Source organism: Luteimonas padinae, assembly GCF_014652935.1.
Classification (GTDB): domain Bacteria; phylum Pseudomonadota; class Gammaproteobacteria; order Xanthomonadales; family Xanthomonadaceae; genus Luteimonas; species Luteimonas padinae.
Map to the genome: position 1 here is coordinate 24,069 of NZ_BMZT01000009.1, position 22,799 is coordinate 46,867.

Annotated in this window: 20 protein-coding genes; 17 read left to right on the forward strand and 3 right to left on the reverse strand. The window is 70.9% G+C overall.

The features are described from left to right. Positions 1-37: 37 nt before the first annotated feature. Positions 38-1,417 carry an AMP-binding protein gene (locus tag IE168_RS11020; RefSeq protein WP_189498255.1) on the reverse strand — a complete coding sequence of 460 codons (1,380 nt, stop codon included), beginning with the start codon at positions 1,415-1,417 and terminating at the stop codon, positions 38-40. A gap of 115 nt (positions 1,418-1,532) precedes the next feature. Here IE168_RS11020 and IE168_RS11025 point away from each other — a divergent pair, with 115 nt between their 5' ends. The 7 genes from IE168_RS11025 (at position 1,533) to IE168_RS11055 (ending at position 9,089) form a co-directional block, all read left to right on the forward strand. After that, the gene (locus tag IE168_RS11025; RefSeq protein ID WP_189498257.1) at positions 1,533-2,126 is read left to right on the forward strand and encodes a 4'-phosphopantetheinyl transferase family protein; all 594 of its coding nucleotides are present in this window, start codon (positions 1,533-1,535) and stop codon (positions 2,124-2,126) included. Positions 2,127-2,165: 39 nt separating this feature from the next. Then, the gene (rsmG, locus tag IE168_RS11030) at positions 2,166-2,807 is read left to right on the forward strand and encodes a 16S rRNA (guanine(527)-N(7))-methyltransferase RsmG (protein ID WP_189498260.1); all 642 of its coding nucleotides are present in this window, start codon (positions 2,166-2,168) and stop codon (positions 2,805-2,807) included. Positions 2,808-2,875: 68 nt separating this feature from the next. Then, on the forward strand, positions 2,876-3,664 hold the full coding sequence (locus IE168_RS11035; protein ID WP_189498262.1) for a ParA family protein: 789 nt from the start codon (positions 2,876-2,878) through the stop codon (positions 3,662-3,664). Beyond that, the gene (locus tag IE168_RS11040; protein WP_189498264.1) at positions 3,661-4,593 is read left to right on the forward strand and encodes a ParB/RepB/Spo0J family partition protein; all 933 of its coding nucleotides are present in this window, start codon (positions 3,661-3,663) and stop codon (positions 4,591-4,593) included. Before IE168_RS11035 ends, IE168_RS11040 begins: the two co-directional genes overlap by 4 nt. A gap of 333 nt (positions 4,594-4,926) precedes the next feature. Continuing rightward, positions 4,927-5,163: a 50S ribosomal protein L28 gene (gene rpmB, locus IE168_RS11045; protein ID WP_189498266.1), complete on the forward strand. Its 237-nt coding sequence runs from the start codon at positions 4,927-4,929 to the stop codon at positions 5,161-5,163. Positions 5,164-5,173: 10 nt separating this feature from the next. Further along, positions 5,174-5,338, forward strand: a complete 165-nt coding sequence (rpmG, locus tag IE168_RS11050; protein WP_133322566.1) for a 50S ribosomal protein L33 — start codon at positions 5,174-5,176, stop codon at positions 5,336-5,338. 286 nt (positions 5,339-5,624) lie between these two features. After that, positions 5,625-9,089: a PAS domain-containing hybrid sensor histidine kinase/response regulator gene (locus IE168_RS11055; RefSeq protein WP_189498268.1), complete on the forward strand. Its 3,465-nt coding sequence runs from the start codon at positions 5,625-5,627 to the stop codon at positions 9,087-9,089. Positions 9,090-9,435: 346 nt separating this feature from the next. Here IE168_RS11055 and IE168_RS11060 read toward each other — a convergent pair whose 3' ends face one another. Together IE168_RS11060 and acs are read right to left on the reverse strand one after the other, a co-directional pair. Then, positions 9,436-10,104: a response regulator transcription factor gene (locus IE168_RS11060; RefSeq protein WP_189498270.1), complete on the reverse strand. Its 669-nt coding sequence runs from the start codon at positions 10,102-10,104 to the stop codon at positions 9,436-9,438. A gap of 6 nt (positions 10,105-10,110) precedes the next feature. Continuing rightward, the gene (gene acs, locus IE168_RS11065; RefSeq protein WP_189498272.1) at positions 10,111-12,054 is read right to left on the reverse strand and encodes an acetate--CoA ligase; all 1,944 of its coding nucleotides are present in this window, start codon (positions 12,052-12,054) and stop codon (positions 10,111-10,113) included. 169 nt (positions 12,055-12,223) lie between these two features. On the opposite strand from acs, the gene IE168_RS11070 reads away from it, so the two are divergent. From IE168_RS11070 to IE168_RS11115, 10 genes are all read left to right on the forward strand, one after another. Beyond that, positions 12,224-13,039, forward strand: coding sequence for a HEAT repeat domain-containing protein (locus tag IE168_RS11070; RefSeq protein WP_189498274.1), 816 nt, complete (start codon positions 12,224-12,226; stop codon positions 13,037-13,039). Next, the gene (locus IE168_RS11075) at positions 13,039-13,935 is read left to right on the forward strand and encodes a hypothetical protein (protein ID WP_189498276.1); all 897 of its coding nucleotides are present in this window, start codon (positions 13,039-13,041) and stop codon (positions 13,933-13,935) included. The genes IE168_RS11070 and IE168_RS11075 overlap by 1 nt, the downstream gene beginning before the upstream one ends. 223 nt (positions 13,936-14,158) lie before the next feature. Beyond that, the gene (locus IE168_RS11080) at positions 14,159-15,271 is read left to right on the forward strand and encodes a hypothetical protein (RefSeq protein WP_189498278.1); all 1,113 of its coding nucleotides are present in this window, start codon (positions 14,159-14,161) and stop codon (positions 15,269-15,271) included. After that, the gene (locus tag IE168_RS11085) at positions 15,268-16,035 is read left to right on the forward strand and encodes an ATP-binding cassette domain-containing protein (protein ID WP_189498280.1); all 768 of its coding nucleotides are present in this window, start codon (positions 15,268-15,270) and stop codon (positions 16,033-16,035) included. The genes IE168_RS11080 and IE168_RS11085 overlap by 4 nt, the downstream gene beginning before the upstream one ends. Positions 16,036-16,081: 46 nt before the next feature. Beyond that, on the forward strand, positions 16,082-17,899 hold the full coding sequence (locus IE168_RS11090; RefSeq protein ID WP_189498282.1) for a putative nucleotidyltransferase substrate binding domain-containing protein: 1,818 nt from the start codon (positions 16,082-16,084) through the stop codon (positions 17,897-17,899). Position 17,900: 1 nt separating this feature from the next. Continuing rightward, positions 17,901-18,530 (forward strand): exonuclease domain-containing protein, encoded by a 630-nt coding sequence (locus IE168_RS11095; RefSeq protein ID WP_229823475.1) that lies wholly within the window; start codon positions 17,901-17,903, stop codon positions 18,528-18,530. A gap of 115 nt (positions 18,531-18,645) precedes the next feature. Then, positions 18,646-20,040, forward strand: a complete 1,395-nt coding sequence (locus IE168_RS11100) for a DcaP family trimeric outer membrane transporter (protein WP_189498286.1) — start codon at positions 18,646-18,648, stop codon at positions 20,038-20,040. Positions 20,041-20,070: 30 nt separating this feature from the next. Next, entirely contained in the window at positions 20,071-20,328 is a 258-nt protein-coding gene (locus IE168_RS11105; RefSeq protein WP_133000214.1) for a DUF4212 domain-containing protein, read from the forward strand. A 10-nt stretch (positions 20,329-20,338) separates the two neighbouring features. Continuing rightward, the gene (locus IE168_RS11110) at positions 20,339-22,114 is read left to right on the forward strand and encodes a sodium:solute symporter family protein (protein WP_189498288.1); all 1,776 of its coding nucleotides are present in this window, start codon (positions 20,339-20,341) and stop codon (positions 22,112-22,114) included. 140 nt (positions 22,115-22,254) lie between these two features. Beyond that, positions 22,255-22,773 carry a hypothetical protein gene (locus IE168_RS11115; RefSeq protein ID WP_189498290.1) on the forward strand — a complete coding sequence of 173 codons (519 nt, stop codon included), beginning with the start codon at positions 22,255-22,257 and terminating at the stop codon, positions 22,771-22,773. The last annotated feature ends 26 nt before the right edge of the window (positions 22,774-22,799 follow it).

Sequence of the window (22,799 nt, forward strand, 5' to 3'; positions counted from 1 at the left end):
CGGCCGTGATGGCGGCGTAGGGAGACGGAGGCCGGATTCAGCCGGCGCCGAGCAGGTCCAGCAGCGCGCGCCGCGGCAGCTTGCCCGTCTCGTTGCGCGGCAGCGCCGGAACAATGCGCAGCGGACGCGGCAGGAACACGGGATCGACGGCCTGGCGCAAGGCGTCCCGTACCGCCGCCTCGTCCATCCCGGGCGCGACCACGGCGGCCGCCAGGCGGCGCACGCCGCAGGCATCGGGCTCGAGCTGGACCAGGGCGGCGTCGAGCACGCCGGGAATCGCCAGCAGACGGTGGGTCAGGTCGCCGAGCGAGGCGCGCTTGCCGGCGATCTCGAGCAGGTCGGACTGTCGCCCGCACAGCCGGAAGCGGCCTCCGGGCAGGAGCTCCACGATGTCGGCCAGCGCGACCGCGTCGCGCAGGTGGGCGGCCCGCACCAGGGTGCCGTCGGGCTGCGGCTGCAGCTCGACGCCCGGCAGGAGGGTCCAGGCCTCCTCGCAGGCGGTGCGGCGGCGCGCCAGGATGCAGGTCTCGGTGGACCCGAACATCTCGCGCACCTCGCAGCCGAAGGCGGCCTCGGCTTCGGCCGCCAGCGCCTGCGGCAGCGGCGCGGTGGAGGCGACGATGCCCGCCAGCGGCGGCAGCGCGACGCCGGATCCAACCAGCGCGCGCAGGTGGACCGGCGTGGTCACCAGCAGCGGCGGCAGCGGCGACGAGGCCAGCGCGGCGGCGATGTCGACCGGGAAGAACGGGCGCGCTTCGTGCACGGCCACGCCGCCCAGCAGCGGCAGCAGCACCGACATCTCCATGCCGTACATGTGCTGCGGCGGTACGGTGGCGACCACGTGGGCCGTGTCGCTGGCAGCGGGCAGCAGGCCGGCCAGGGCCGCCATGTTCTGCGCGGTGCTCGCGGCGAAGCTGCCCCAGGTCTTCGGGTTGGCCTTCGGCGCGCCGGTGCTGCCCGAGGTGTAGCCGATGGCCACGACCGCGGCGTCGGCGACCCGGGGCATGTCGCCGCCCGCGCGCGGCAGCACGTCGGGCAGGCGCAGGTAGTGCGGCAGCGGCGCGATGTCCTCGCAGCCGCAGGCGTCGACATCGCCGAGGCAGTAGCTGTCGGGATGGCGGGCGCGGACCTCGTCGATCGCCGCGCGCGTGCGCGAGGGCGGCAGCAGCGTGACCTGGCCGCGCACCGCCGCGGCGGCGAAGGCGACGAGGAAGCGATGGCGGTCCTCGCACAGGTTCAGCGCGAACGGGCGGTCGGGCAGCAACGCAGTCAGCCCGCGCACTTCGTCCAGGAAGTCCTGCAGCGCGACGCCGCCGCTGCCGAACGCGACCGGACGCTCCGGGGCGCCGGCCACCAGTGCCGAAGCCGTGCCGGTGGCGGCGTGCTGACGCCCGTGGTTGTCGATGACTGCCGACATGCGCTCCATTCTCCCGGACGCGCCTGCGCCCCCCGTGACTCCCGGCGGAACGCCTGCGCGCCGGGGCGGTTACTTTACGCTGGGCGCCCGCCGTGCTCCAAAGGACCCCGCTTCGATGCCGCTCGCCGCAGGCCACCTCCAGCTCGGGCCCGTCCGCTGCGCATGGCGGCCCTACCGCCACGGCCAGGCGGCCGAGCCGCTGGTGCGGGACTGGCTGTCCGGGGAGCTCGGCGTGGCCCCCGGGGCGCTGGCGATCCGCCGCAGCCGCCACGGCCGCCCCTGCCTGGACGCGGCACATGCCGACTGGGACGCCAGCTGGAGCCACAGCGGCGAAGGCCTGCTGATGGCGCTGGCGCGGGACCTGCGCGTGGGCATCGACCTGGAAGCGAGGCGCCCGCGGCCCAAGGCCCAGGTGCTCGCCAACCGCTTCTTCGCGCCGGCCGAGGCCGCGGCACTGGCCGCGATGCCGGACGCCCTGCGCGAAGCGGCCTTCGTGCGGCTCTGGTGCGCCAAGGAGGCGGTGCTGAAGGCGCATGGCCAGGGGCTGTCCTTCGGCCTGCACCGGCTGGCGTTCGCGCCCGTCGCCGACGGCTGGCAGCTGGTGGACTGCGATCCCGCGCTCGGCGTTCCGGCGGACTGGTCGCTACGGGCCTTCCGCCCCGCGCCCGACTACCTCGCGACCGTGGCCTGGCGCGCCCGCTGGGACTGAACCGGCGCGGAGGCGCCGGGCAGGCACCTACAATGCCGCATGCCTGACGATCCCCACGCCATCCTCGACGCCGGCCTGGCCACGCTCGGCCTGGACCCCGCGCTGGCCGCGCCGCTGCGCCGCTACCTCGACCTGCTCGCGCGCTGGAACCGCACCTACAACCTCACGGCGATCCGCTATCCCGGCGAGATGGTCACCCTGCACCTGCTCGACTCGCTGTCGATGCACGCGCACGTGGACGGCGTGTCCCGGCTCGCCGACCTCGGCACCGGCGCCGGCCTGCCCGGGATCCCGCTGGCGATCGCCCGCCCCGGGCTCGAGGTCACCCTGGTCGAGTCCAACGGCAAGAAGGCGCGCTTCCTGCGCGAGGCCGTCCGCAGCCTGGGCCTGGCCAACGCGCGCGTGGCGGAGTCACGGGCCGAGGCCGTGGACCTGCCCGGCGCGTTCGACGCCATCACCGCCCGCGCCGTGGCGACCCTGGCCGACATCCTCGCCGCCGGCGGCCACCTGCTGGCGCCGGGCGGGCGGCTGCTGGCGATGAAGGGCGTGCGCCCCGACGCCGAGGTCGCCGCGCTTCCCGTCGGCTGGGAGGTCCGGGCGATCCATCCGCTGGCCGTGCCGGGACTCGGGGCGGAGCGTCATCTGGTGGTGGTGGGCCGGGGGGCGCCGGGCGGGGCATAATCATCGGCCCGGCCGGGGATTCCGGGCCGGGGATCCCCGTCGCATCCTGCATCGAGGCAGACGAGCCCATGGCCCGCATCATCGCCATCGCCAACCAGAAAGGCGGCGTCGGAAAGACGACCACGGCGGTGAACCTCGCCTCGGCCCTGGCGCAGACGCCCAAGCGCGTGCTGCTGGTCGACCTCGATGCCCAGGGCAACGCGACCATGGGCAGCGGCGTCGACAAGCGCGAGCTGACGGCCTCGACCTGCGACGTGCTGCTGGAGGAGGTGCATGCCGCCGACGCGGTGGTGCGCACGCCCGAAGGCTTCGACCTGATGCCGGGCAACACCGACCTCACCGCGGCCGAGATCGAGCTGATGGACGAGGATGGCCGCGAGCAGCGGCTCAAGCGCGCGCTCGACACGCTGCGCCCGAAGTACGACTACATCATCATCGACTGCCCGCCGGCGCTGTCGCTGCTCACGCTCAACGCGCTCACCGCCGCCGACAGCGTGCTGGTGCCGATGCAGTGCGAGTACTACGCGCTGGAAGGCCTGACGTCCCTGCTGCAGACCATCGACGCGCTGAAGCAGAAGCTCAACCCGGCGCTGGAGATCGAAGGCGTGCTGCGCACCATGTTCGACGTGCGCAACAACCTGGCCAACGCGGTCTCGGCGGAGCTGGTGGAGCATTTCGGCGACAAGGTCTTCCGCACCATCGTGCCGCGCAACGTGCGCCTGGCCGAGGCGCCGAGCCACGGCCAGAGCATCGTCGGCTACGACCGCGGCTCGCGCGGCGCCATCGCCTACCTCGGCCTGGCCGGCGAGATGCTCCGCCGCCAGCGCGAGCGCGAACAGAAGGAGAAAGCGGCATGACCGATGCCAGGAAGGCACCCGCAGCCAAGACCCCGGCGAAGAAGCGCGGCCTGGGCCGCGGGCTGGAGGCGCTGCTGGGACCCAAGGCGGCGGAAGAGGCGCCGGCGCTGGAAGCGCGCCCCGGCGACACCCTGCGCACCCTGCCGATCGACGCGCTGGCGCCGGGCAAGTACCAGCCGCGCCGGCACATGGACCCGGCCAAGCTGACCGAGCTGGCGGAATCGATCCGCGTGCAGGGCGTGATCCAGCCGATCGTGGTGCGCCAGCTGCCCGACCGCACCTTCGAGATCATCGCCGGCGAACGCCGCTGGCGCGCCTCGCGCGAGGCCGGCCTGGCCGAAGTGCCGGTGGTGGTGCGCGAGGTCGACGACCGCACGGTCGTGGCCATGGCGCTGATCGAGAACATCCAGCGCGAGGACCTGAACCCGCTGGAAGAGGCCCAGGCCCTGCAGCGCCTGATCGACGAGTTCGACCTGACCCACGCCGCGGCCGCCGAGGCCGTGGGCCGCTCGCGCGCGGCGGTGTCGAACCTGCTGCGCCTGCTGGAACTGCCGCCGGCGATCCGCGCCCTGGTCGAGGCCCGTCGGCTGGAGATGGGCCATGCCCGCGCGCTGCTGACGCTGTCGCCGGAGCTGGCTAACAAGCTCGCATCGGATGCCGCCGAGCATGGCTGGTCGGTGCGCGAGGTCGAGCACCGCGCCCAGCAGTTCGCCTCCGGCCGGGTGCCGGCCACGGCCAAGAAGAAGAGCGGCGGCAGCAAGGCCCGGCCGCCGGCCGACATCCTGGCGCTGGAGAACGAGCTGTCCGAAACCCTTGCGGCCAAGGTCAGCATCGCCCACGGCCGCGGCAACAAGGGCAGGCTGGTGATCCACTACACCGACCTCGACACCCTGGACGGCGTGCTGGAGCGCCTGCGCCGCCAGCGCTGAGCCCCCCTTGCCCGCCCCCACCCTGTAGGAGCAGCTACAGCTGCGACCCGGCGGTGCGACGAATCCGGGCGTGCGGCGAATCCCGGTCGCAGCTGTAGCTGCTCCTGCAGGGCAGGTCGTGGCTTGCCCTGGGCGGGCGCGGGCCGCATAATGCCGGGCTCGCTGTGTCCGGCCGCCCCCATCGTGGGCGTCCCCGGCGGCTCCGGAATGCGATCCGGCGCCCCGCCCGGCAGCGACCCTGACCCGCATCGCATGGCGCATTCCCCGAGGGGAGCACGCCGGGGCCGCCGTCCCCCAGGCCATGGGGAACACCAATCACCATCGAGGTGCGTTATGTCCCGAGTTTGCCAGGTCACCGGCAAGCGCGTGCAGACCGGCAACAACGTCTCGCACGCCAACAACAAGACCCGTCGCCGCTTCCTCCCGAACCTGCACGAGCGCCGGTTCTGGGTCGCCAGCGAGAACCGCTGGGTGAAGCTGCGCGTTTCCACGGCTGCCATGCGCACCATCGACAAGAACGGCATCGACTCGGTCCTGGCCGAGCTGCGTGCCCGCGGCGAGAAGATCTGAGGAGACCACCATGCCCAGCAAGCGCGACAAGATCCGTCTGATCTCCTCGGCCAACACCGGCCACTTCTACACCACCGACAAGAACAAGAAGAACACGCCCGGCAAGATGGAGATCAAGAAGTACGATCCCGTCGTCCGGAAGCACGTGATCTACAAGGAAGGCAAGATCAAGTAAGGTCCCGCCTCCGGCAGTTCCGGAAAGCCCGCCGCAAGGCGGGCTTTTTCGTGGGCGCCCCCGGCCCCGGCCCCGGCCCCCGCCCGCGCCCCGCCCTGTAGGAGCAGCTACAGCTGCGACCTGCCGCGCCCTGCGACCAGCGACCAGCGACCCGTGCCTTCGCGTTATCGTGGGCGTGGTCGCAGCTGTAGCTGCTCCTACAGGTTGTACGGGTTGGCTGTACGGGTTGTCGGGGCCTCGAGATCCGGGGCCGACGGGGTTCTCTGGAGTTGTCGGGGGAGGTTGGATGCTGCCGGGCTGGATCCTGCTGCTGGTGTCGCTGGGCTACGCCGCGCTGCTGTTCGCGGTGGCCTGGTGGGGCGACCGCCATCCGGTGCACATGCGCGCCGGAGGCAGCTGGCTGCGGCCGCTGGTCTACAGCCTGTCGCTGGCGGTGTACTGCTCGTCGTGGACCTTCTACGGCGCGGTCGGCTCCGCGGCCCGCAACGGCATCGGCTACTTCGCGATCTACCTCGGCCCGCTGCTGATGCTGGTGTTCGGCTGGCGCATCCTCGAGCGCCTGGCGCTGGTGGCCCAAGGCCAGAGCACGGTGTCGATCTCCGACTTCATCGCCGCCCGCTACGGCCGCGACCAGCGCCTGGCAGCCCTGGTCAGCCTGATCGCGCTGATCGCGGCGGTGCCCTATCTCGCGCTGCAGTACAAGGCGGTGACCCTGAGCCTGCACGTGCTGGGCGGGGACGACCGCCTGCTGGCCAGCATCGGCGATCCGGCGCTGTACGTGGCGGTGCTGATGGCGCTGTTCGCCATCCTTTACGGCACCCGCCAGGTCGATGCCACCGAGCACCGCCCGGGCATGATGCTGGCCATCTCGCTGGAGTCGATGGTCAAGCTGGTGGCGCTGGTGTCGGTGGGCGTGTTCGCGATGTTCTGGTTCAACGGCCGCGACATCGACCTGGGCGAAGCCACCACCCGCCTGATCCGCGATTCGCCGCCGGTGGGCTTCATCGGCCAGACGCTGCTGGCCTTCACCGCGATAATCTGCCTGCCGCGGCAGTTCCACGTCGCGGTGGTCGAGTGCATGGACGTCTCGGACATCCGTCGGGCGCGCTGGATGTTCAGCAGCTACCTGGCGCTGGTGTCGCTGGCGGTGTTGCCGATCACCGCCGCCGGCATGGCGATGGGCGCCGGCACGCCCGGCTATTCCGCCGACACCCTGGTGCTGGGCCTGCCGCTGTCCGAAGGCCGCGACCTGCTGGCGCTGTTCGCCTACGTCGGCGGCTTCTCCGCGGCCACCGGCATGGTCATCGTCTCGAGCGTGGCCCTGGCGACCATGGTCTCCAACGACCTGGTGATGCCGCCGCTGCTCAGGCGCGGCTGGGCCCAACGCAACGACGGCAACGTCGCCTCGACCGTGCTCTGGATCCGCCGGGTCGCCATCCTGTGCTTCGCGGCCATGGCCTACGGCTACTACCGGGTGAGCGGCAGCGACACCACGCTCGCGGCCTTCGGCCTGATGTCGTTCGCGGCGGTGGCGCAGTTCGCGCCGGCGCTGATCGGCGGCCTGTACTGGCGCGGCGCCAGCCGCCAGGGCGTGGAGGCCGGCCTGCTGCTCGGCTTCGCAATGTGGATCTACACCCTGATGCTGCCCACGCTGACCCAGGCCGGCTGGCTTGACGATGCCTGGATGCTGCACGGGCCCTTCGGCATCGAGTGGCTGCGCCCGCACGGCCTGTTCGGCCTGTCCGGCTGGGACCCGCTGACCCACGGCACGTTCTGGTCGCTGCTGGTGAACGTGGGCGCGCTGTTCCTGGTCTCGGCGCGCTGGCGCCCGAGCTTCGAAGAGCGCCTGCGCACCGCGCCCTTCCTCGACCCCTACGCCTCGGCGCAGCTGCTGCCGGGCAGCGGCGTGCCGCACGACAGCATGCCGCTGGGCGACCTGATGACGCTGGCCGGGCGCATCGTCGGCGAGTCCACCGCGCGCCGCGCCTTCGCCGACCACGCCGCCGCCAGCGACCGCGACTTCAATCCCGCCGCCCCGACCGACCGCGCCTGGGCGCAGTTCACCGAGCGCCTGCTCGCCGCCGCCATCGGCGCGGCCTCGGCGCGGCTGGTGATGACCAGTGCGCTGAAGGGCTCGGGCATGGACGTCGCGCACGTCGTGGCCGTGCTCGACGAGGCCGGCCAGGACCTGCGCTTCGACCGCGCGATCCTCTCGGCCACGCTCGACAACCTCGACCAGGGCGTCAGCGTGGTCGACCGCGACATGCGCCTGGTGTCCTGGAACCGCCGCTACCAGGAGATGTACGACTATCCCGAGGGCATGCTCTACGTCGGCCGCCCGGTGGCGGACCTGATCCGCTACAACGCGCGTCGCGGCGAGCTTGGCGGCGGCAACCCCGACATCGACGCCGAGATCGACAAGCGCATCGGGTACATGCGGGCCGGCTCGCCGCACGTGTTCGAGCGCGTGCGCTCCACTGGCCAGGTCGTGGAAATGCGCGGCCAGCCGCTGCCCGGTGGTGGCTACGTCACCAGCTACAGCGACGTCACCGACTACAAGCGCGTGGAGCGCGAGCTGCGCGAGGTCAACGAGACGCTGGAACTGCGCGTGGCCACCCGCACGCGGGAGGCCGAGGCCGCCCAGGCCTCGCGCACGCGCTTCCTGGCCGCGGTCAGCCATGACGTGCTGCAGCCGCTCAACGCCGCGCGCCTGTTCGCCTCGGCCCTGCGCGAAAGCGATACCGCCGCCGAACAGCACCACCTGGCCGAACGCGTGGACACCTCGCTGCGCGCGGCCGAGGAGCTGCTGGAAGGCCTGCTGGACGTCTCGCGCCTGGACACCGGCGCGCTGGCACCGCAGCTGTCCGACTTCGACGCCTCCGGACTCCTGGCCGACCTCGCCGCGCAGTACGCCCCGTTGGCAGCCGCGCGCGGCATCGACCTGCGCGTGCACGCGCGCACGCTCCCGGTGTGCAGCGACCGACGCCTGCTGCGTCGCGTACTGCAGAACTTCCTCGCCAATGCGCTGCGCTACACGCGCGAGGGCCGGGTCGTGCTGGCCGCGCGCCCGCGCGGCGGCGAGGTCGAACTGCAGGTCTGGGACACCGGCCCCGGCATCCCCGAGTACCACCTCAAGCAGATCTTCGACGAGTTCTTCCGCATCGACCAGCCCGGCAGCTGGGACGCCCAGGGCCTCGGCCTGGGCCTGTCGATCTGCCAGCGCATCTCCAACGTGCTCGCCCACCCGCTCAACGTGCGCTCGCGCACCGGTCGCGGCAGCATGTTCTCGATCCGCGCGCCGCGCTCCCGCCATGCCGCCCTGCCGCGCACGCTGCTGTCCGAAGCCGGCGCGGGCATCCCCGACTCGCTCGAGGGCATGCGGGTGCTGTGCGTGGACAACGACGTCGACATCCTCGCCGGCATGGTGCTGCTGCTGGGGCGCTGGAAAATCGAGGTGCTGCGCGCCACCACGGTCGACGAGGCGCTGTCGAAGATGGCGGAGTCACCGGACGTGCTGCTGGTCGACTACCACCTGCACGACCGCCTCGACGGGCTCGACACGCTGGACGCACTGCGCGAGCACGGACCGCGCGTGCCCGGCGCGCTGGTGACCGCCGACGGCAGCGACCAGGTCAAGCGCGAAGCGCGCGCGCGCGGCTACCGGGTGCTGACCAAGCCGATCAAGCCCGCCTCGCTGCGGGCGTTCCTGGCGGCGCAGCGCAGCGCCCACGCCGCGGGGCACGTCCCCTGACACTGGCCTGCGGCGCGGGGAAGGCGCGCGGCGCGGTCACATCCGCGGCGGTCGATGCATCCGGATAGAACGGATGGCAAACGGGGCGGGCATGATGTGCGCCCCCGGGGGAACGGCCGCAGCGCATCGCCTCAGCGGAACACAGGAGGCGGGATGGACGCGTTTCTCAACACACTTCCCGACGCTGGTCGCGCACGACGCCGGATCCAACACCTGGAACGTCGTGCCCGAGCGCGACTACGAACACCTCTGATCCGAACGCACAAGACCCGACTGGTGACCCACCGATGGAATTCGCCCTGTTCGCTGGCGGTGATGCAGCACGCCGCCGACAGGAAGGCTGAGCTCAGTCGGGCTCGTCGGGCTGCGGCGCCAGCGCACCCGGCTCCAGCGCGAGCTTGCCGGCGATCAGCACCGCCTGGGTGCGGTTGCTGGCCCCCAGCTTGCGCAGGATCGCGGTCATGTGGGCCTTGACCGTGGCCTCCGACACCTTCAGCTCGAAGGCGATCTGCTTGTTCAACAGGCCCTCGCCCAGCATCTGCAGGACGCGGAACTGCTGCGGCGTCAGGCCGGCCACGCGCTGCGCGGCGTCGTGCTCGTCGGCCGCCGCCGCGGGCGCGGCCAGGGCCGCCGCCGGTGCCCAGCGGTCGCCTTCGAGCACCTGGCCCAGGGCTTGGCCGAGGGTGGCCGAATCCACCGATTTGGGAATGAAGCCCATCGCGCCATGATCGAGCGCGCGGCGCATCACCGCCGCCTCCTCGCGCGCCGACACCACCACCACGGGCAGCTCCGGATGGTGCGCGCGCAGGTGCACCAGGGCGCTGAAGCCATGGGCTCCCGGCATGTTGAGGTCCAGCAGCAGCAGGTCGGCGTCGGGTTCGGATTCGACCAGCGCGTAGAGCTTCTCGACGCTGTCGGCCTCCTTCAGCGTGGCCCCCGGCAGCACGCGTGCGACCGCCCCCCGCAGCGCTTCGCGGAACAGGGGGTGGTCGTCGGCAATCAGCAGGGTGGCCACGTGCGTTCAGGCACCCCGGCGGTTGTCCAGCAGCGCGTCGACCACCGACGGGTCTGCGAGCGTGCTGGTGTCGCCGAGCTGGTCGGGCGCGTTCTCGGCGATCTTGCGCAGGATGCGGCGCATGATCTTGCCAGAGCGCGTCTTCGGCAGCGCCGGTGCCCACTGCAGGAAGTCGGGCGAGGCGATCGGGCCGATCTCCTTGCGCACGTGCGCGACCAGCTCCTTCAGCAGCTCGTCGCTCTCCACCTCGCCCGCCACCAGGGTCACGTAGGCGTAGATGCCCTGGCCCTTGATGTCGTGCGGGAAGCCGACCACCGCGGCCTCGGCCACCTTGGGATGCAGGACCAGCGCGCTCTCCACCTCGGCGGTGCCGATGCGGTGGCCGGAGACGTTGATCACGTCGTCGACGCGGCCGGTGATCCAGTAGTAGCCGTCGGCGTCGCGGCGTGCGCCGTCGCCGGTGAAGTACATGCCGGGATAGGCGGCGAAGTAGGTGTCGAAGAAGCGCTGGTCGTCACCGTAGACGGTGCGCATCTGGCCCGGCCAGGAATCCATGATCACGAGGTTGCCCTCGCACTCGCCCTCGAGGACGTTGCCGGCGGCGTCGACGATCGCCGGCTGCACGCCGAAGAAGGGCTTCGTGGCCGAACCCGGCTTGGTCGCCCAGGCGCCGGGCAGCGGCGAAATCAGGATGCCGCCGTTCTCGGTCTGCCACCAGGTGTCGACGATCGGGCAGCGGCCCTCGCCGACGACGTCGTAGTACCAGCGCCAGGCTTCGGGATTGATCGGCTCGCCGACGCTGCCGAGCAGGCGCAGCGACTTGCGCGAGGTCTTCCTCACCGGCTCGTCGCCCTCGCGCATCAGCGCGCGGATCGCGGTGGGCGCGGTGTAGAAGATGCTGACCTGGTGCTTGTCCACGACCTGCCAGAAGCGCGAGGCGTCGGGATAGCTGGGCACGCCTTCGAACATCAGCGAGGTGGCGCCGTTGGCCAGCGGGCCGTAGACGATGTAGCTGTGGCCGGTGACCCAGCCGACGTCGGCGGTGCACCAGTAGACGTCGTCGTCCTTGATGTCGAAGACCGCCCAGTGGGTGTAGGACGCGAACAGCAGGTAGCCGCCGGTCGTGTGCAGCACGCCCTTGGGCTTGCCGGTGGAGCCGGAGGTGTAAAGGATGAACAGCGGGTCCTCCGCGTTCATGCGCTCGGGCTCGCAGGTGTCGGGCTGGCTGTCGACCACGGCGTCGTACCAGCGGTCGCGCGGCATCTGCATGTCGACTGCGCCGCCGGTGTGGCGGACTACGAGCACGGTCTCGACGGTGGTGGTGCCGGGCAGCTTGAGCGCGGCGTCGACGTTGGCCTTCAGCGGCACCTTCTTGCTGCCGCGCAGGCCCTCGTCGGCGGTGATGATCAGCTTGGCGCCGCTGTCGCGTACGCGGTCGGCGATCGAGTTGGCCGAGAACCCGCCGAAGACCACGGTGTGGATCGCACCGATGCGCGCGCAGGCCAGCATCGCCACCGCGGCCTCGACGATCATCGGCAGGTAGATGGTGACGCGGTCGCCCTTGCCCACGCCGAGGTTGCGCAGCGCGTTGCCCAGGCGGCAGACGCGGGCGTGCAGGTCGCGGTAGGTGACGTGCAGCACCTCGCCGGCCGGATCATCCGGCTCGAAGATCAGCGCGGTCTTGTCGCCGCGCGTGGCCAGGTGGCGGTCGAGGCAGTTGACGCTCGCGTTGAGCTCGCCGTCGGCGAACCAGCGGATCTGGAAGTTCTGGCGGTCGTAGCTGACGTCGCGGATCCGCGTGGGCGGCGTCATCCACTCCAGGCGCTGTGCGATGCGGCCCCAGAAGCCTTCCGGGTCGCGCACGGATTCGGCGTAGTCGCGCTCGTAGTCGGCCTTCGTGACGTTGGCCTGCGCGGCGAAGCCCTCGGGGACGGGATACACATCGGACATGGCTGCTCACCTTCCAGGAACGGAAACACCCCAAGTTTGCCGCATTGCAACGAAGCCGCGTTTTTAGACCTTCGTCTACCCTTTTGCGCGCCGCAGAGGGTAACGTTCGGCGCTCGGTGGCTAGAAGCCTCCGAAGGATATTCGACGGACATGGAGGCGTCCCTTGCAGATGGACCTGTTGCAGCAATTCGCCGATCGACTCGACTCCGCGTTCGACGCCTCGGGCGTGGACGCCATCGAGGGCAGCGCCGGGGCGCTGGCAGAACTGGCGGCCTCGCCGGTGATCCCCGCGGCGGTGGCGACGGAGCTCGCCATCCTCGAGCGCGACGGCAATACGAGCGCGGCACAGTGGAACGGCGCCGAACTGGTCCTGGCGGCCCGCTCACGCTGGCTGCTCGCCGTCTCCTTCTACCGCAACCGCATCGAGAGCACGGTCACCAGCGTTCCGAACGTCGGGCTGGTCAGCCTGCTGTCCGGGGAAGCGGAAATGACGCTGTTCGACCTCCCCCGCGGATTCGACCCGGACCGCTTCGACCGCCAGGCACGGCTGGGTAGTGCAAGCAGCCACGCACTGGGGGACGCGCCGCTCCTGGTCGACGGTCGACGCCACGCGGTCAGGATGAAGGTCGCGCGGCCCAGCGTCGTGCTGCGCCTGTTCTCCAGCCACATTTCCGATTTCCAGTGGCGCTTCGACGCGGGCACCGGCAAGCCGCTGGACATGTCCGTGGCGCAGCAGTCGGACACCGAGCTGGAGTCGATGATGCAGATGGTCGCGGCCCTGGGCACTCCGAATGCCACGCAGCTGCTCGAGTCACTGTGCGGGCACCGCAACCATACGATCCGCTGGAAGGCGATCCAGCTGCTCGCCAGGCGTGACCGCGATGCCGCCATCGAGCGCCTGCACCACGCGACCGGTGACCCGCATCCGGAAATCCGCCATGCCGCCACGACCACCCTGGCGCGGCTCGAAGGAGAACCCGCCTGATGGCCGAAACCATCCACCTTGACCCCGCGGCATCGCCGGCCACCGTCGAGGAAGTCGTCGACTACGTCCACCGCAACGTCGCGCCGCGCGATTTCGACGCGCTGGTGTCGGCGGCACCCCTGCTGCAGCGCCTCGCGCTGGACACCGCCCTCGTGCACGCGCGGGTGGAGAAGGCGCTCGTGGACATGATCGACGGCCGGCGGACCTGCTTCTATACGCCCCAGTCCTTCGTGATCGCGAGCGTCGGCAGCATCCTGCTCCGCGGCAACCTGTGGTGCCCGACGGGCCCGCGCCGCGGCGTGCGTTCGCCGCGGGACGCGATCTTCTCCTACTACATGGCGCACGACCACAACTACCACTTCCTGACCGTGGGCCAGTTCGGGCCGGGCTACCTGACGGAGATCTACGAGACCGATCCGCTCGCGCACGACGGCAGGCCCGGGACGACCATCGACATCACGCTGCTGGAAGAGACGGCGCTGCCGACCGGCAAGGTCATGGCCTACCGCGCACACCGCGACATCCACGTGCAGCTGCCGCCGGACAGCCTCTCGGTGTCGCTGAACCTGATGGTGCGCGACATGCGGAGCGATACGCAGGAGCAGTACGCGTTCGATATCGGCGAGTGCCGCAGCCGGGCCGTGATCACCGGCTATCCCGACGCCTCGCCGGTCAGCGTGCAGGCCAGCCTCGTGGAGCTGGCCGGGCATCTCCCGGACGCCGGGATCCAGGGCCTGCTCCATGACCTGTGCGGGGCCGACCACATCGCGCCCCGCGTGCGGCGGCACGCCGTGGAATCCCTGCGCGCTTCCGCGTGGACCGACGAAGACGGGTTGCTGCGCCTGGCACGACGGATCCCCGACTCCAGGCAGTGGGAAGCCAGGCTGCTGGATTGATCGCGACGCCAGCCGGGTGGCGTCGCACATCCCAACGACCCGGCAAACACACAAGGAGATACAACCGATGGACATCATGGACCTGCAGACCGAAGTGATCCCCGCCGGCTGCAACGATGCGGCGATCCACCCGTGGGTCTTCGTGCCGATCTTCGTCTTCATCCCCGCGAACTGATCGCGGGTCGCCCGCCGTCCTTCCGGCGGCGGGCGCCACTGCCCGGGCATGCTGGACACGCTGTTCAACCACCGAAGGGCCAACGGCGCGGACATCGTCCGCCTGCCGGTCCGGGATGCATGGGAGGCCACGCTGGCCCTCGCGGGCGGCGCCGCGCTGGCACTCGTGCTCGCCTACGCCGCCTCGGCGGCAGGCCGCTGGCACCCACTCGCACCGGCCCTGCTGCTCGCCGTTGCGGGCACGTGGCACGGCACCCGGCTCGGCATCTCGCTGCCGCGGCGGCTGGCGGACGTCGTCTTCGCGCGCTGGATCAGGATCCTTCCCCTGGACGATGGGATCGCGCTCGCGCAGTGGCGGCGACGGTCGGCGCTTGCCGTGGCGGTCCACGCGCTGCCGTCGGTCGCGGTCGTCGGCGCCGCCGCCGCGATCGCCGGCCTGCCGCCCACGCAACTCGCCGCCGTCGCACCGCTGTCCTGGTCCACCGCCTGCGCAACGGCGCTGGTCGTCCTGGCGCTCAATCCGTGGCAACACGCAGGGCGCAGGACGCGGCCTGGAAGGCGCCGGGACCGGCTTCCCGGCCTGCAACTGCTCGAACCCGCCCGCGCACGCCATCTCGGGGCCTGGCAGGCGCGGCGGAAATGGACGCCATGGACGGGCCTCGTGTTCGCCGCCGGCGCGACGGGTCTCATGGCCGCGGCCCTGGCCGTGGCGAATGCGCGCCAACTGGCCTGGCCGGTCCTGGCGACGGCGCTGCTCGTCTCCGTCGCCTTCTTCAACACCTCGCTCGACGGCCGCGTGCTGGCATCGCCGGTCGCGAGGCTGCTGCCGCTGTCCGGGCCGCAGCGCGTGCGGGTCCTGGTGCACCCGCCCGCACTGGCGTCGCTGGGGCTCCTGCTGGTGGGCGCCTGCAGCCTTGCGTCCATCGGCCAGCTGCCGCGGACCCCGATGCCCTGGCTGGCGCTTGGGCTGGCCTGGCTGGCGCTGTGCATGGCCCGCACCGCGGCCTGCCTCGCGGGGTGCGGCCGCCTCCGGACCGATCTCGAATACATGGCGCTGGTGCTCGGCCTCGCGATGGCGGTCCAGGGCGCGGGCCCGGTCGGCCTGGGCGCGGGGGTGGCGGCCACCGCCGCGCTGCTCGTCCGCAGGGCCGCGCGCGCATGAGCGCCGACGCCGCCCTGCTTTCGGTCCACGGCCTGTCGTTCCACTACGGCGCGACGCGCGTGCTCGACGGCGTCGCGCTCGACGTCGATCCCGGCGAGTGGGTCTGCCTGTACGGACCCAATGGCGCGGGCAAGTCCACCCTGCTGCATTGCATCGTGGGCCTGGCACACCCGGACCCGGGCGCACGGGTGCTGCATGCGGGCCGTGCGCTTGAAGACGATCCGGTCGCGGTCCGCCGCGCCACGCACTTCGCCGTGGGACCGGACGACGTCCCGGGCGAGCTTTCGCCCGCGCAGTACCTGGAGCTGGTCGCGTCCGCCCACGGCGTCGTCGGCCCCGGCCGCGTCGCATCCGGACTGATCGAAGGCTTCGCCCTTGGCCCGCACATGCACAAGCGCCTGTCCCGCTGCTCGCTCGGCACCCGGCAGAAGGCCGCCATCGTCGCCGCCTTCGTCGGCCAGCCGTCGCTCGTGGTCCTGGACGAGCCGTTCAACGGCCTCGACGCGGAGAGCCTCATGGCGGCCAAGCGCATCTTCAGCGACTTCGCGCGCACCGGTGCCATCCTGATGGCCAGCCACGGCATCGAGATCGTCGCCGAGTGGTGCAGCCGGATCGACCATCTGGCCGGCGGCCGCATCCGCGATCGCATCGACCTGGTCGACTGGCGTGCGCGGGGACGGTCCGTGCGCGCGCTGGAAGAACAGCTGCTGCCGCGGCGGGAGCTTGGCGCCGACGCGCAGACGACGCTGCGCGGCACGGTTTAGACCTTGGTCTATTCGCCCCGGGGCGCGGGGCACGCACAATGCGGCCATGGACCCCGTGCCCGGCCTGGACCTCAGCCTGCCGCCGTTCGACCTGCTCGACGACGCCGGTCGCCAGCGCCTGCAGGCGGACGTCGACATCGGCTTCCATCCCGGCGGCAGCACCCTGATCGAGGCCGGGCGTGATTCGCCGCACGTGGTTGTCATCCTCAAGGGCCTGGTCCACGCGTTCCAGGTGGACGACCGCGGGCGCGCGGAGCGCTTCGCCGACTACGGGCCGGGCGACGTCATCGGCGCCTGGGCGGTCATGGCCGGGCGCGCCCGCCTGAGCTACCGCGCCGAGGGCGACTGCCTGAGCCACCTGATCCCGGCCGCCACCTTCCGCCAGCTGCTGGCCGACAACCCGCGCATGGCGGCGTACTTCAACGAGGGGCTGGCGACCAAGGGCCGGCTCTCCAGCGGCAGCGAACGCCGCGAGGCCGCCGAGCTGATGGTGATCCGGGTCGGCGAGGCCGACCTGGCGCCGGCCGAGCGCGTGGACGGCGCGACCAGCATCGCCGACGCGAGCGCCCGCCTGCGCGAACGCCGCGTGGACTGCCTGCTGGTCTATGACCGGGAGCAGGACGCGCCGGGCATCGTCACCCGTACCGACCTGCTGGAAGCGCTGACCCACAAGCGCCTGCCGCTGGACGCCCCGATCGGCCCGCTGGCCAGTCGCCCGCTGGCCACCATCGGCACCGGCGAAGTGCTGTTCCAGGCCCTGATCGAGATGACCGAGCGCCAGATCGAGCGAGTGGTGGTCACCGAGGGCAGCCGGGTGGCGGGCACCCTGGGCATGGCCGAAGTGCTGGCCCACTTCGCCAGCCACTCCCACCTGATCAGCCTGCGCCTGGCGCGCGCGCAGAGCGTCGACGAGATCGCCGAAGCCGCATCGGGCATGACCCGGCTGGTGCGCAGTCTCAACCTGCACGGCGCGCGCATCCCCTACATGATGGAGCTGGTCAGCGCGCTCAACGGCCTGATCATGCGCCGGATCTTCGAGCTGGCGGTGCCGGCGGAGCGGCGTGACGGCGTCTGCCTGCTGGTGATGGGCAGCGAGGGCCGCCGCGAACAGCTGCTCAAGACCGACCAGGACAACGCCCTGGTGCTGGCCGACGACCTCGACTGGCCCGGGCTCGCCGAGGCGATGGAGCAGTTCAGCGCGGGGCTGGCGAAGGTCGGCTATCCGCCCTGCCCCGGCCGGGTGATGGTGGACAACCCGCACTGGCGGATGCGCGGCGGCGAGTGGCGGGAGCGCATCGGCCAGTGGCGCCACGTGCACGGCGGGCAGGGCGCGCTGGACCTGTCGATCGCGCTCGATGCGCGGCCGATCGCCGGCAACGCAGCGCTGTTCATACCGGTCAAGGAGGCGCTGATGGCGCTGGGGCGCGACGAGATCCTGCTCCACCACCTGGCCGGCGCCACGCTCGAATTCGCGACCCCGCTGACCTTCTTCGGCCGGGTCAGGAGCGGTGGCGCCGGCACCGACATCAAGAAGGGCGGCATCTTCCCGGTGGTGCACGGCCTGCGCTGCCTGGCGCTGCGACACGGCATCGGTGCCACCGGCAGCCGCGAACGCTGCGCCGCGCTGGTGGAATGCGGCGAGCTCTCGCCCGGCCTCGGCCGCGACCTGCCGCAGGCGCTCAACGTGTTCCAGCACATGCGCCTGGACGCCCAGTTCGCGGCGTTGGCCGAAGGCCGCGCGCCGGACAACCACATCGACCCCGCACGGCTGCGGCGCCTGGACCGCGAGCTGATGCGCGACGCCCTGCACGTGGTCAAGGACTTCCGCGCCCACGTCCGCAGCAGCTTCCACCTGCGTGACTAGGATGCGCGCGTTCCGGCGCTGGTGGCTCAAGCGCAAGGTCCGCGACGGCGAGTGGGCGGGCCTGCTGCGGCCGGCACCGCCGGGCGAGTGGGTCAGCCTGGACCTGGAAACCACCGGGCTGGATCCGAAGCGGGACCACATCCTCAGCCTCGCCGCGGTGCCCGTGCGCGACGGCCGGGTGCTGACCTCGGAGCGCTTCGAGCGCCGCATCCGCGCCGACCGCGACTTCGGCATCGACTCCATCCGCCACCACCGCATCACGCCCGACGAGGCCGCCGCGGGCGTTTCGGTGACGACGGCGGTGCGCGAGTTCCTGCACTGGCTGCAGGGACGGACCCTGCTCGGCTACCACCTGGGCTTCGACCTGGCGATGCTGTCGCCGCACGTGCGCGGGCTGACCGGCTTCGGGCTGCCCAACCCGCGCGTGGACCTGGCCGATGCCTTTGCGGCACGGGCGCGCCGCGCGCAGCCCAATGCCCCGCCGAACCTCGACTTCCAGCACATCGCCGACAGCCTTGGCGTCACCGTGCTCGGCCGCCACAGCGCGCTCGGCGACGCGGTCACCGTCGGCCTGTGCTGGCTGGCGCTGCAGGCCCCGCGCTCGGCCGCGCCCGGGGCTGCACGGCGCTAGCACGGTCGCGTGGCACCAGTCCGGCCTATTCGACCAATGGCGAATAGGCGGGGAACGGCCCCGCAGTCAGGCTCGGGGCACCGCGCGCTGCGCGGACGTCCTGTGGGAGGGAGAAATGACGACGAAACGACGCAATTCACGGCAGTTGCTCGCAACCGCCGTGCTGGTGGCGCTGGCCGCGCCCGGCATGGCCTTCGCGCAGACCGCGAAGGAAGCAGAGCTGGAGGCCCGCGTGGCCCAGCTCGAGGCACAGATCCAGACCCTGCTGCAGGCGCAGCAGCAACAGCAGGACAGCATCAGCCAGACCCAGGCCCGGCTGGACGAGGTGCAGGTGGCACAACCGGCCGCCACGCCGCTGCAGTCCAAGCCGATCCTGGCCAATCCTGATGCGGTCTTCAGCTATGGCGGCTTCATCAAGTTCGACGCCATGGTCACCGACACCAGCGACGGCGCGATCGCCGAGGGTTCGGCGGGACGCCTGTTCTACGTGCCGTCGACGATCCCGGTGGCCGCCAACGGCGCCGAGGTCGACAGCGATCCCTACACCGACTTCCACGCCGCGTTCTCGCGCTTCTGGTTCGCCGCCGACCACACCACCGAGGGCGGCGACAAGTTCCGGGCCTTCATCGAAGCCGACATGTACGGCGGCGGCACCTCGAACCTGGGCAGCGAGGTCAACACCAACACCCACGGCCTGACCCTGCGCCACGCCTACGTGAGCTGGAACAACTGGCTGGCCGGCCAGACCTGGTCGAACTTCCAGGACGTGGCCGCGCTGCCGGAAGCGGTGGACTTCGTCGGCGTCACCGAAGGCACCACCTTCGTCCGCCAGGCGCAGATCCGCTACACCAGCGGACCGTTCTCGATCGCGCTGGAGAACCCGCAGACCACGGTCGGCAACGTGGCCACCGGCGCGCGCAACAACGCCGGCGGCAGCGATTCGCTGCCCGACGTGAGCGCCCGCTACGTGATGAAGGGCGACTGGGGCCACTTCAGCGCCGCCGGCCTGCTGCGCCAGCTCAAGTCCGGGGACGAGAGCGAGACCGGTGCCGCGGTCAGCCTGTCGGGCAAGTTCAACATCGGTGCCAACGACGACATCCGCTGGATGGCCAGCTACGGCAGCGGCATCGGGCGCTACCTCGGCTTCGGCCTGGGCACCGACACTGTGGTCGACGCCAACGGCAACCTGCACGCGCAGGACGGCGGCGGCGGATTCGTGGCGTGGCGCCACGCGTTCAACGACAAGCTGCGCAGCAACCTGATGTACGCCGTCGCGGAATTCGACAACGATCGCGACCTGTTCGGCTGGGGCAGCGTCATCGATGGCAACGGCATCGTGCAGAGCCTCGGCGTGACCGAGCGCTCGCAGTCCTTCCACGCCAACCTGATCTATTCGCCGTTCCCGAAGCTCGACATCGGTGCGGAGATCGGCTGGGCCGAGCGTGATCTCGAGGACGACCGCAAGGGCGACCTCAAGCGCATCCAGACCACCGTCAAGTACAGCTTCTGATCGACCTGCCTGAGGGGGGCAAAGACAGACATGTCCGAGAAATCATCAAGCAACTACTGGAAGGCCAATCTCCGGATCATCTTCATCTGCATGGGGATCTGGGCGCTGGTGTCGTACGGGTTCGGCATCATCCTGCGCCCGCTGCTGGCGGGCATCCGCATCGGCGGCACCGACCTGGGTTTCTGGTTCGCCCAGCAGGGGTCGATCCTGACCTTCATCGTGCTGATCTTCTACTACACCTGGTACATGAACCGGCTCGATCGCGAGTACGACGTGCACGAAGACTAAGGGACCGACCATGGACCAGTTCACTCTCAATCTAATCTTCGTCGGCGGCTCGTTCCTGCTCTACATCGTGATCGCGATCTGGGCCAAGGCGGGTTCGACCTCCGAGTTCTATGCCGCCGGGCGCAGCGTGCATCCGGTCACCAACGGCATGGCGATCGCCGCGGACTGGATGTCGGCGGCCTCGTTCATCTCGATGGCCGGCCTGATCGCCTTCGTCGGCTACGGCAATTCGGCCTACCTCATGGGCTGGACCGGCGGCTACGTGCTGCTGGCGATGCTGCTGGCGCCCTACCTGCGCAAGTTCGGCCGCTTCACCGTGCCCGACTTCATCGGTGACCGCTACTACAGCCGCACCGCGCGACTGGTGGCGGTGGCGGCGCTGCTGATGATCTCGATCACCTACGTGATCGGCCAGATGACCGGCGCCGGCGTGGCGTTCTCGCGCTTCCTGGAGGTCGATACCAACACCGGCCTGCTGATCGCCTCGGCGGTGGTGTTCGTGTACGCGGTGCTGGGCGGCATGAAGGGCATCACCTACACCCAGGTGGCGCAGTACATCGTGCTGATCATCGCCTACACCATCCCGGCGGTGTTCATCTCGCTGCAGCTGACCGGCAACCCGATCCCGCAGCTGGGCCTGTTCTCGACCCACGTCGATTCGGGCATGCCGCTGCTGGCCAGGCTGGACCAGATCCTGGTCGACCTCGGCTTCGCCGACTACACCGGGCTGCACGATTCCACCCTCAACATGACGCTGTTCACGCTGTCGCTGATGGTCGGCACCGCCGGCCTGCCGCACGTGATCATCCGCTTCTTCACCGTGCCCAAGGTGTCAGACGCCCGCAAGTCGGCGGGCTGGGCGCTGGTGTTCATCGCCCTGCTCTACACCGTGGCGCCGGCGGTGGGTGCGATGGCGCGGCTGAACATCCTGACCACGGTCTATCCGGAAGGCACGCGCGCCGAATCGCTCACCTACGACGCGCGCCCCGACTGGATGCACAACTGGGAGCAGACCGGACTGCTGGCCTTCGAGGACAAGAACGGCGACGGCATGATCCAGTCCTACAACGAGGCCAGCGCCGAGTTCGCCACGGTCGCGGCCGAGCGCGGCTGGCAGGGCAACGAGATGGTGACCTTCAACCAGGACATTCTGGTGCTGGCCAACCCGGAGATCGCGGGCCTGCCCAGCTGGGTCATCGCCCTGATCGCGGCCGGCGGACTGGCGGCGGCGCTGTCGACGGCGGCGGGCCTGCTGCTGGCGATCTCGTCGGCGGTCAGCCATGACCTGATCAAACGCACGTTCAAGCCCGACATCAGCGAGAAGGGTGAACTCACGGCGGCGCGCGTGTCGATGGCGGTCGCGATCGTGGTGGCCACCTGGCTGGGCATGAACCCGCCCGGATTCGCGGCACAGACGGTGGCCTTCGCCTTCGGACTGGCGGCGAGCTCGCTGTTCCCGGCGATCATGATGGGCATCTTCTCCACGAAGATGAACTCCACCGGCGCGATCGTGGGCATGCTGGTCGGCCTGGTCTCCACCAGCGTGTACCTGTTCACCTACAAGGGCTGGTTCTTCATCGCGGGCACCAACATGCTGGCCGACACGCCGGACAACTGGCTGTTCGGGATCTCCCCGCTGGCCTTCGGTGCGATCGGCGCGGTGCTGAACTTCATCGCGGCCTACATCACGATGAAGGTCACCACCCCGGTGCCGGAGCACATCCAGCACCTCGTGGAGAACATCCGCGTCCCGCGCGGTGCGGGCGCGGCCACCGGCCACCACTGATCCACGCAGCGTGCTGAAACAGCGGCCCGCTCCCGGCGACGGGGGCGGGCCGCTCCACTTCCGGGCCACGCGCGATGCGCGCCCCGGTCATCGACCTACAATCGACCCAATCCGTATCACCAACGCATCGGGGAGCGTCCATGCTGCTGGAGTTCATCGCCATCATCGCCGCCGGCTTCGGCCTGGCCGGCCTCGCGCTCCTGGCCAACATCGTGCTGCGCAGGCGGCTGCCGCCGTGGATCGTCCCGGCCTCGGCCGGCGCCGGAATGCTGCTGATGGCGATCTGGCTGGAGTATTCCTGGTTCGACCGCACCACGGGTACGTTCCCCGACACCGTGGAAGTCGCCTCCACCAACCAGGTGCGCTCGTGGTACCGGCCCTGGACCTATGCGGTGCCGCTCACCAATCGCTTCATCGCCGTCGACCATCGCTTCGACCGCCGGCATGCCGCCGCACCCGGACAGGTGCTCACCCGCCTGGTCCTCGCCGGCCGCTGGGAGCCGACGCGGCAATACGGCGCGGTGTTCGACTGCGTCGGGCACCGTCGCGCCGACCTGCTCGACCAGGTCGAGCTCGACGACGGCGGGCGATTGAAGAACGCGACTTGGATCCAGCTGTCCGCGGACGAGCCGGTGCTGCGCAACGCCTGCGGCCGCTGACCCGGCCTCGACCGGACGGCCGCGGG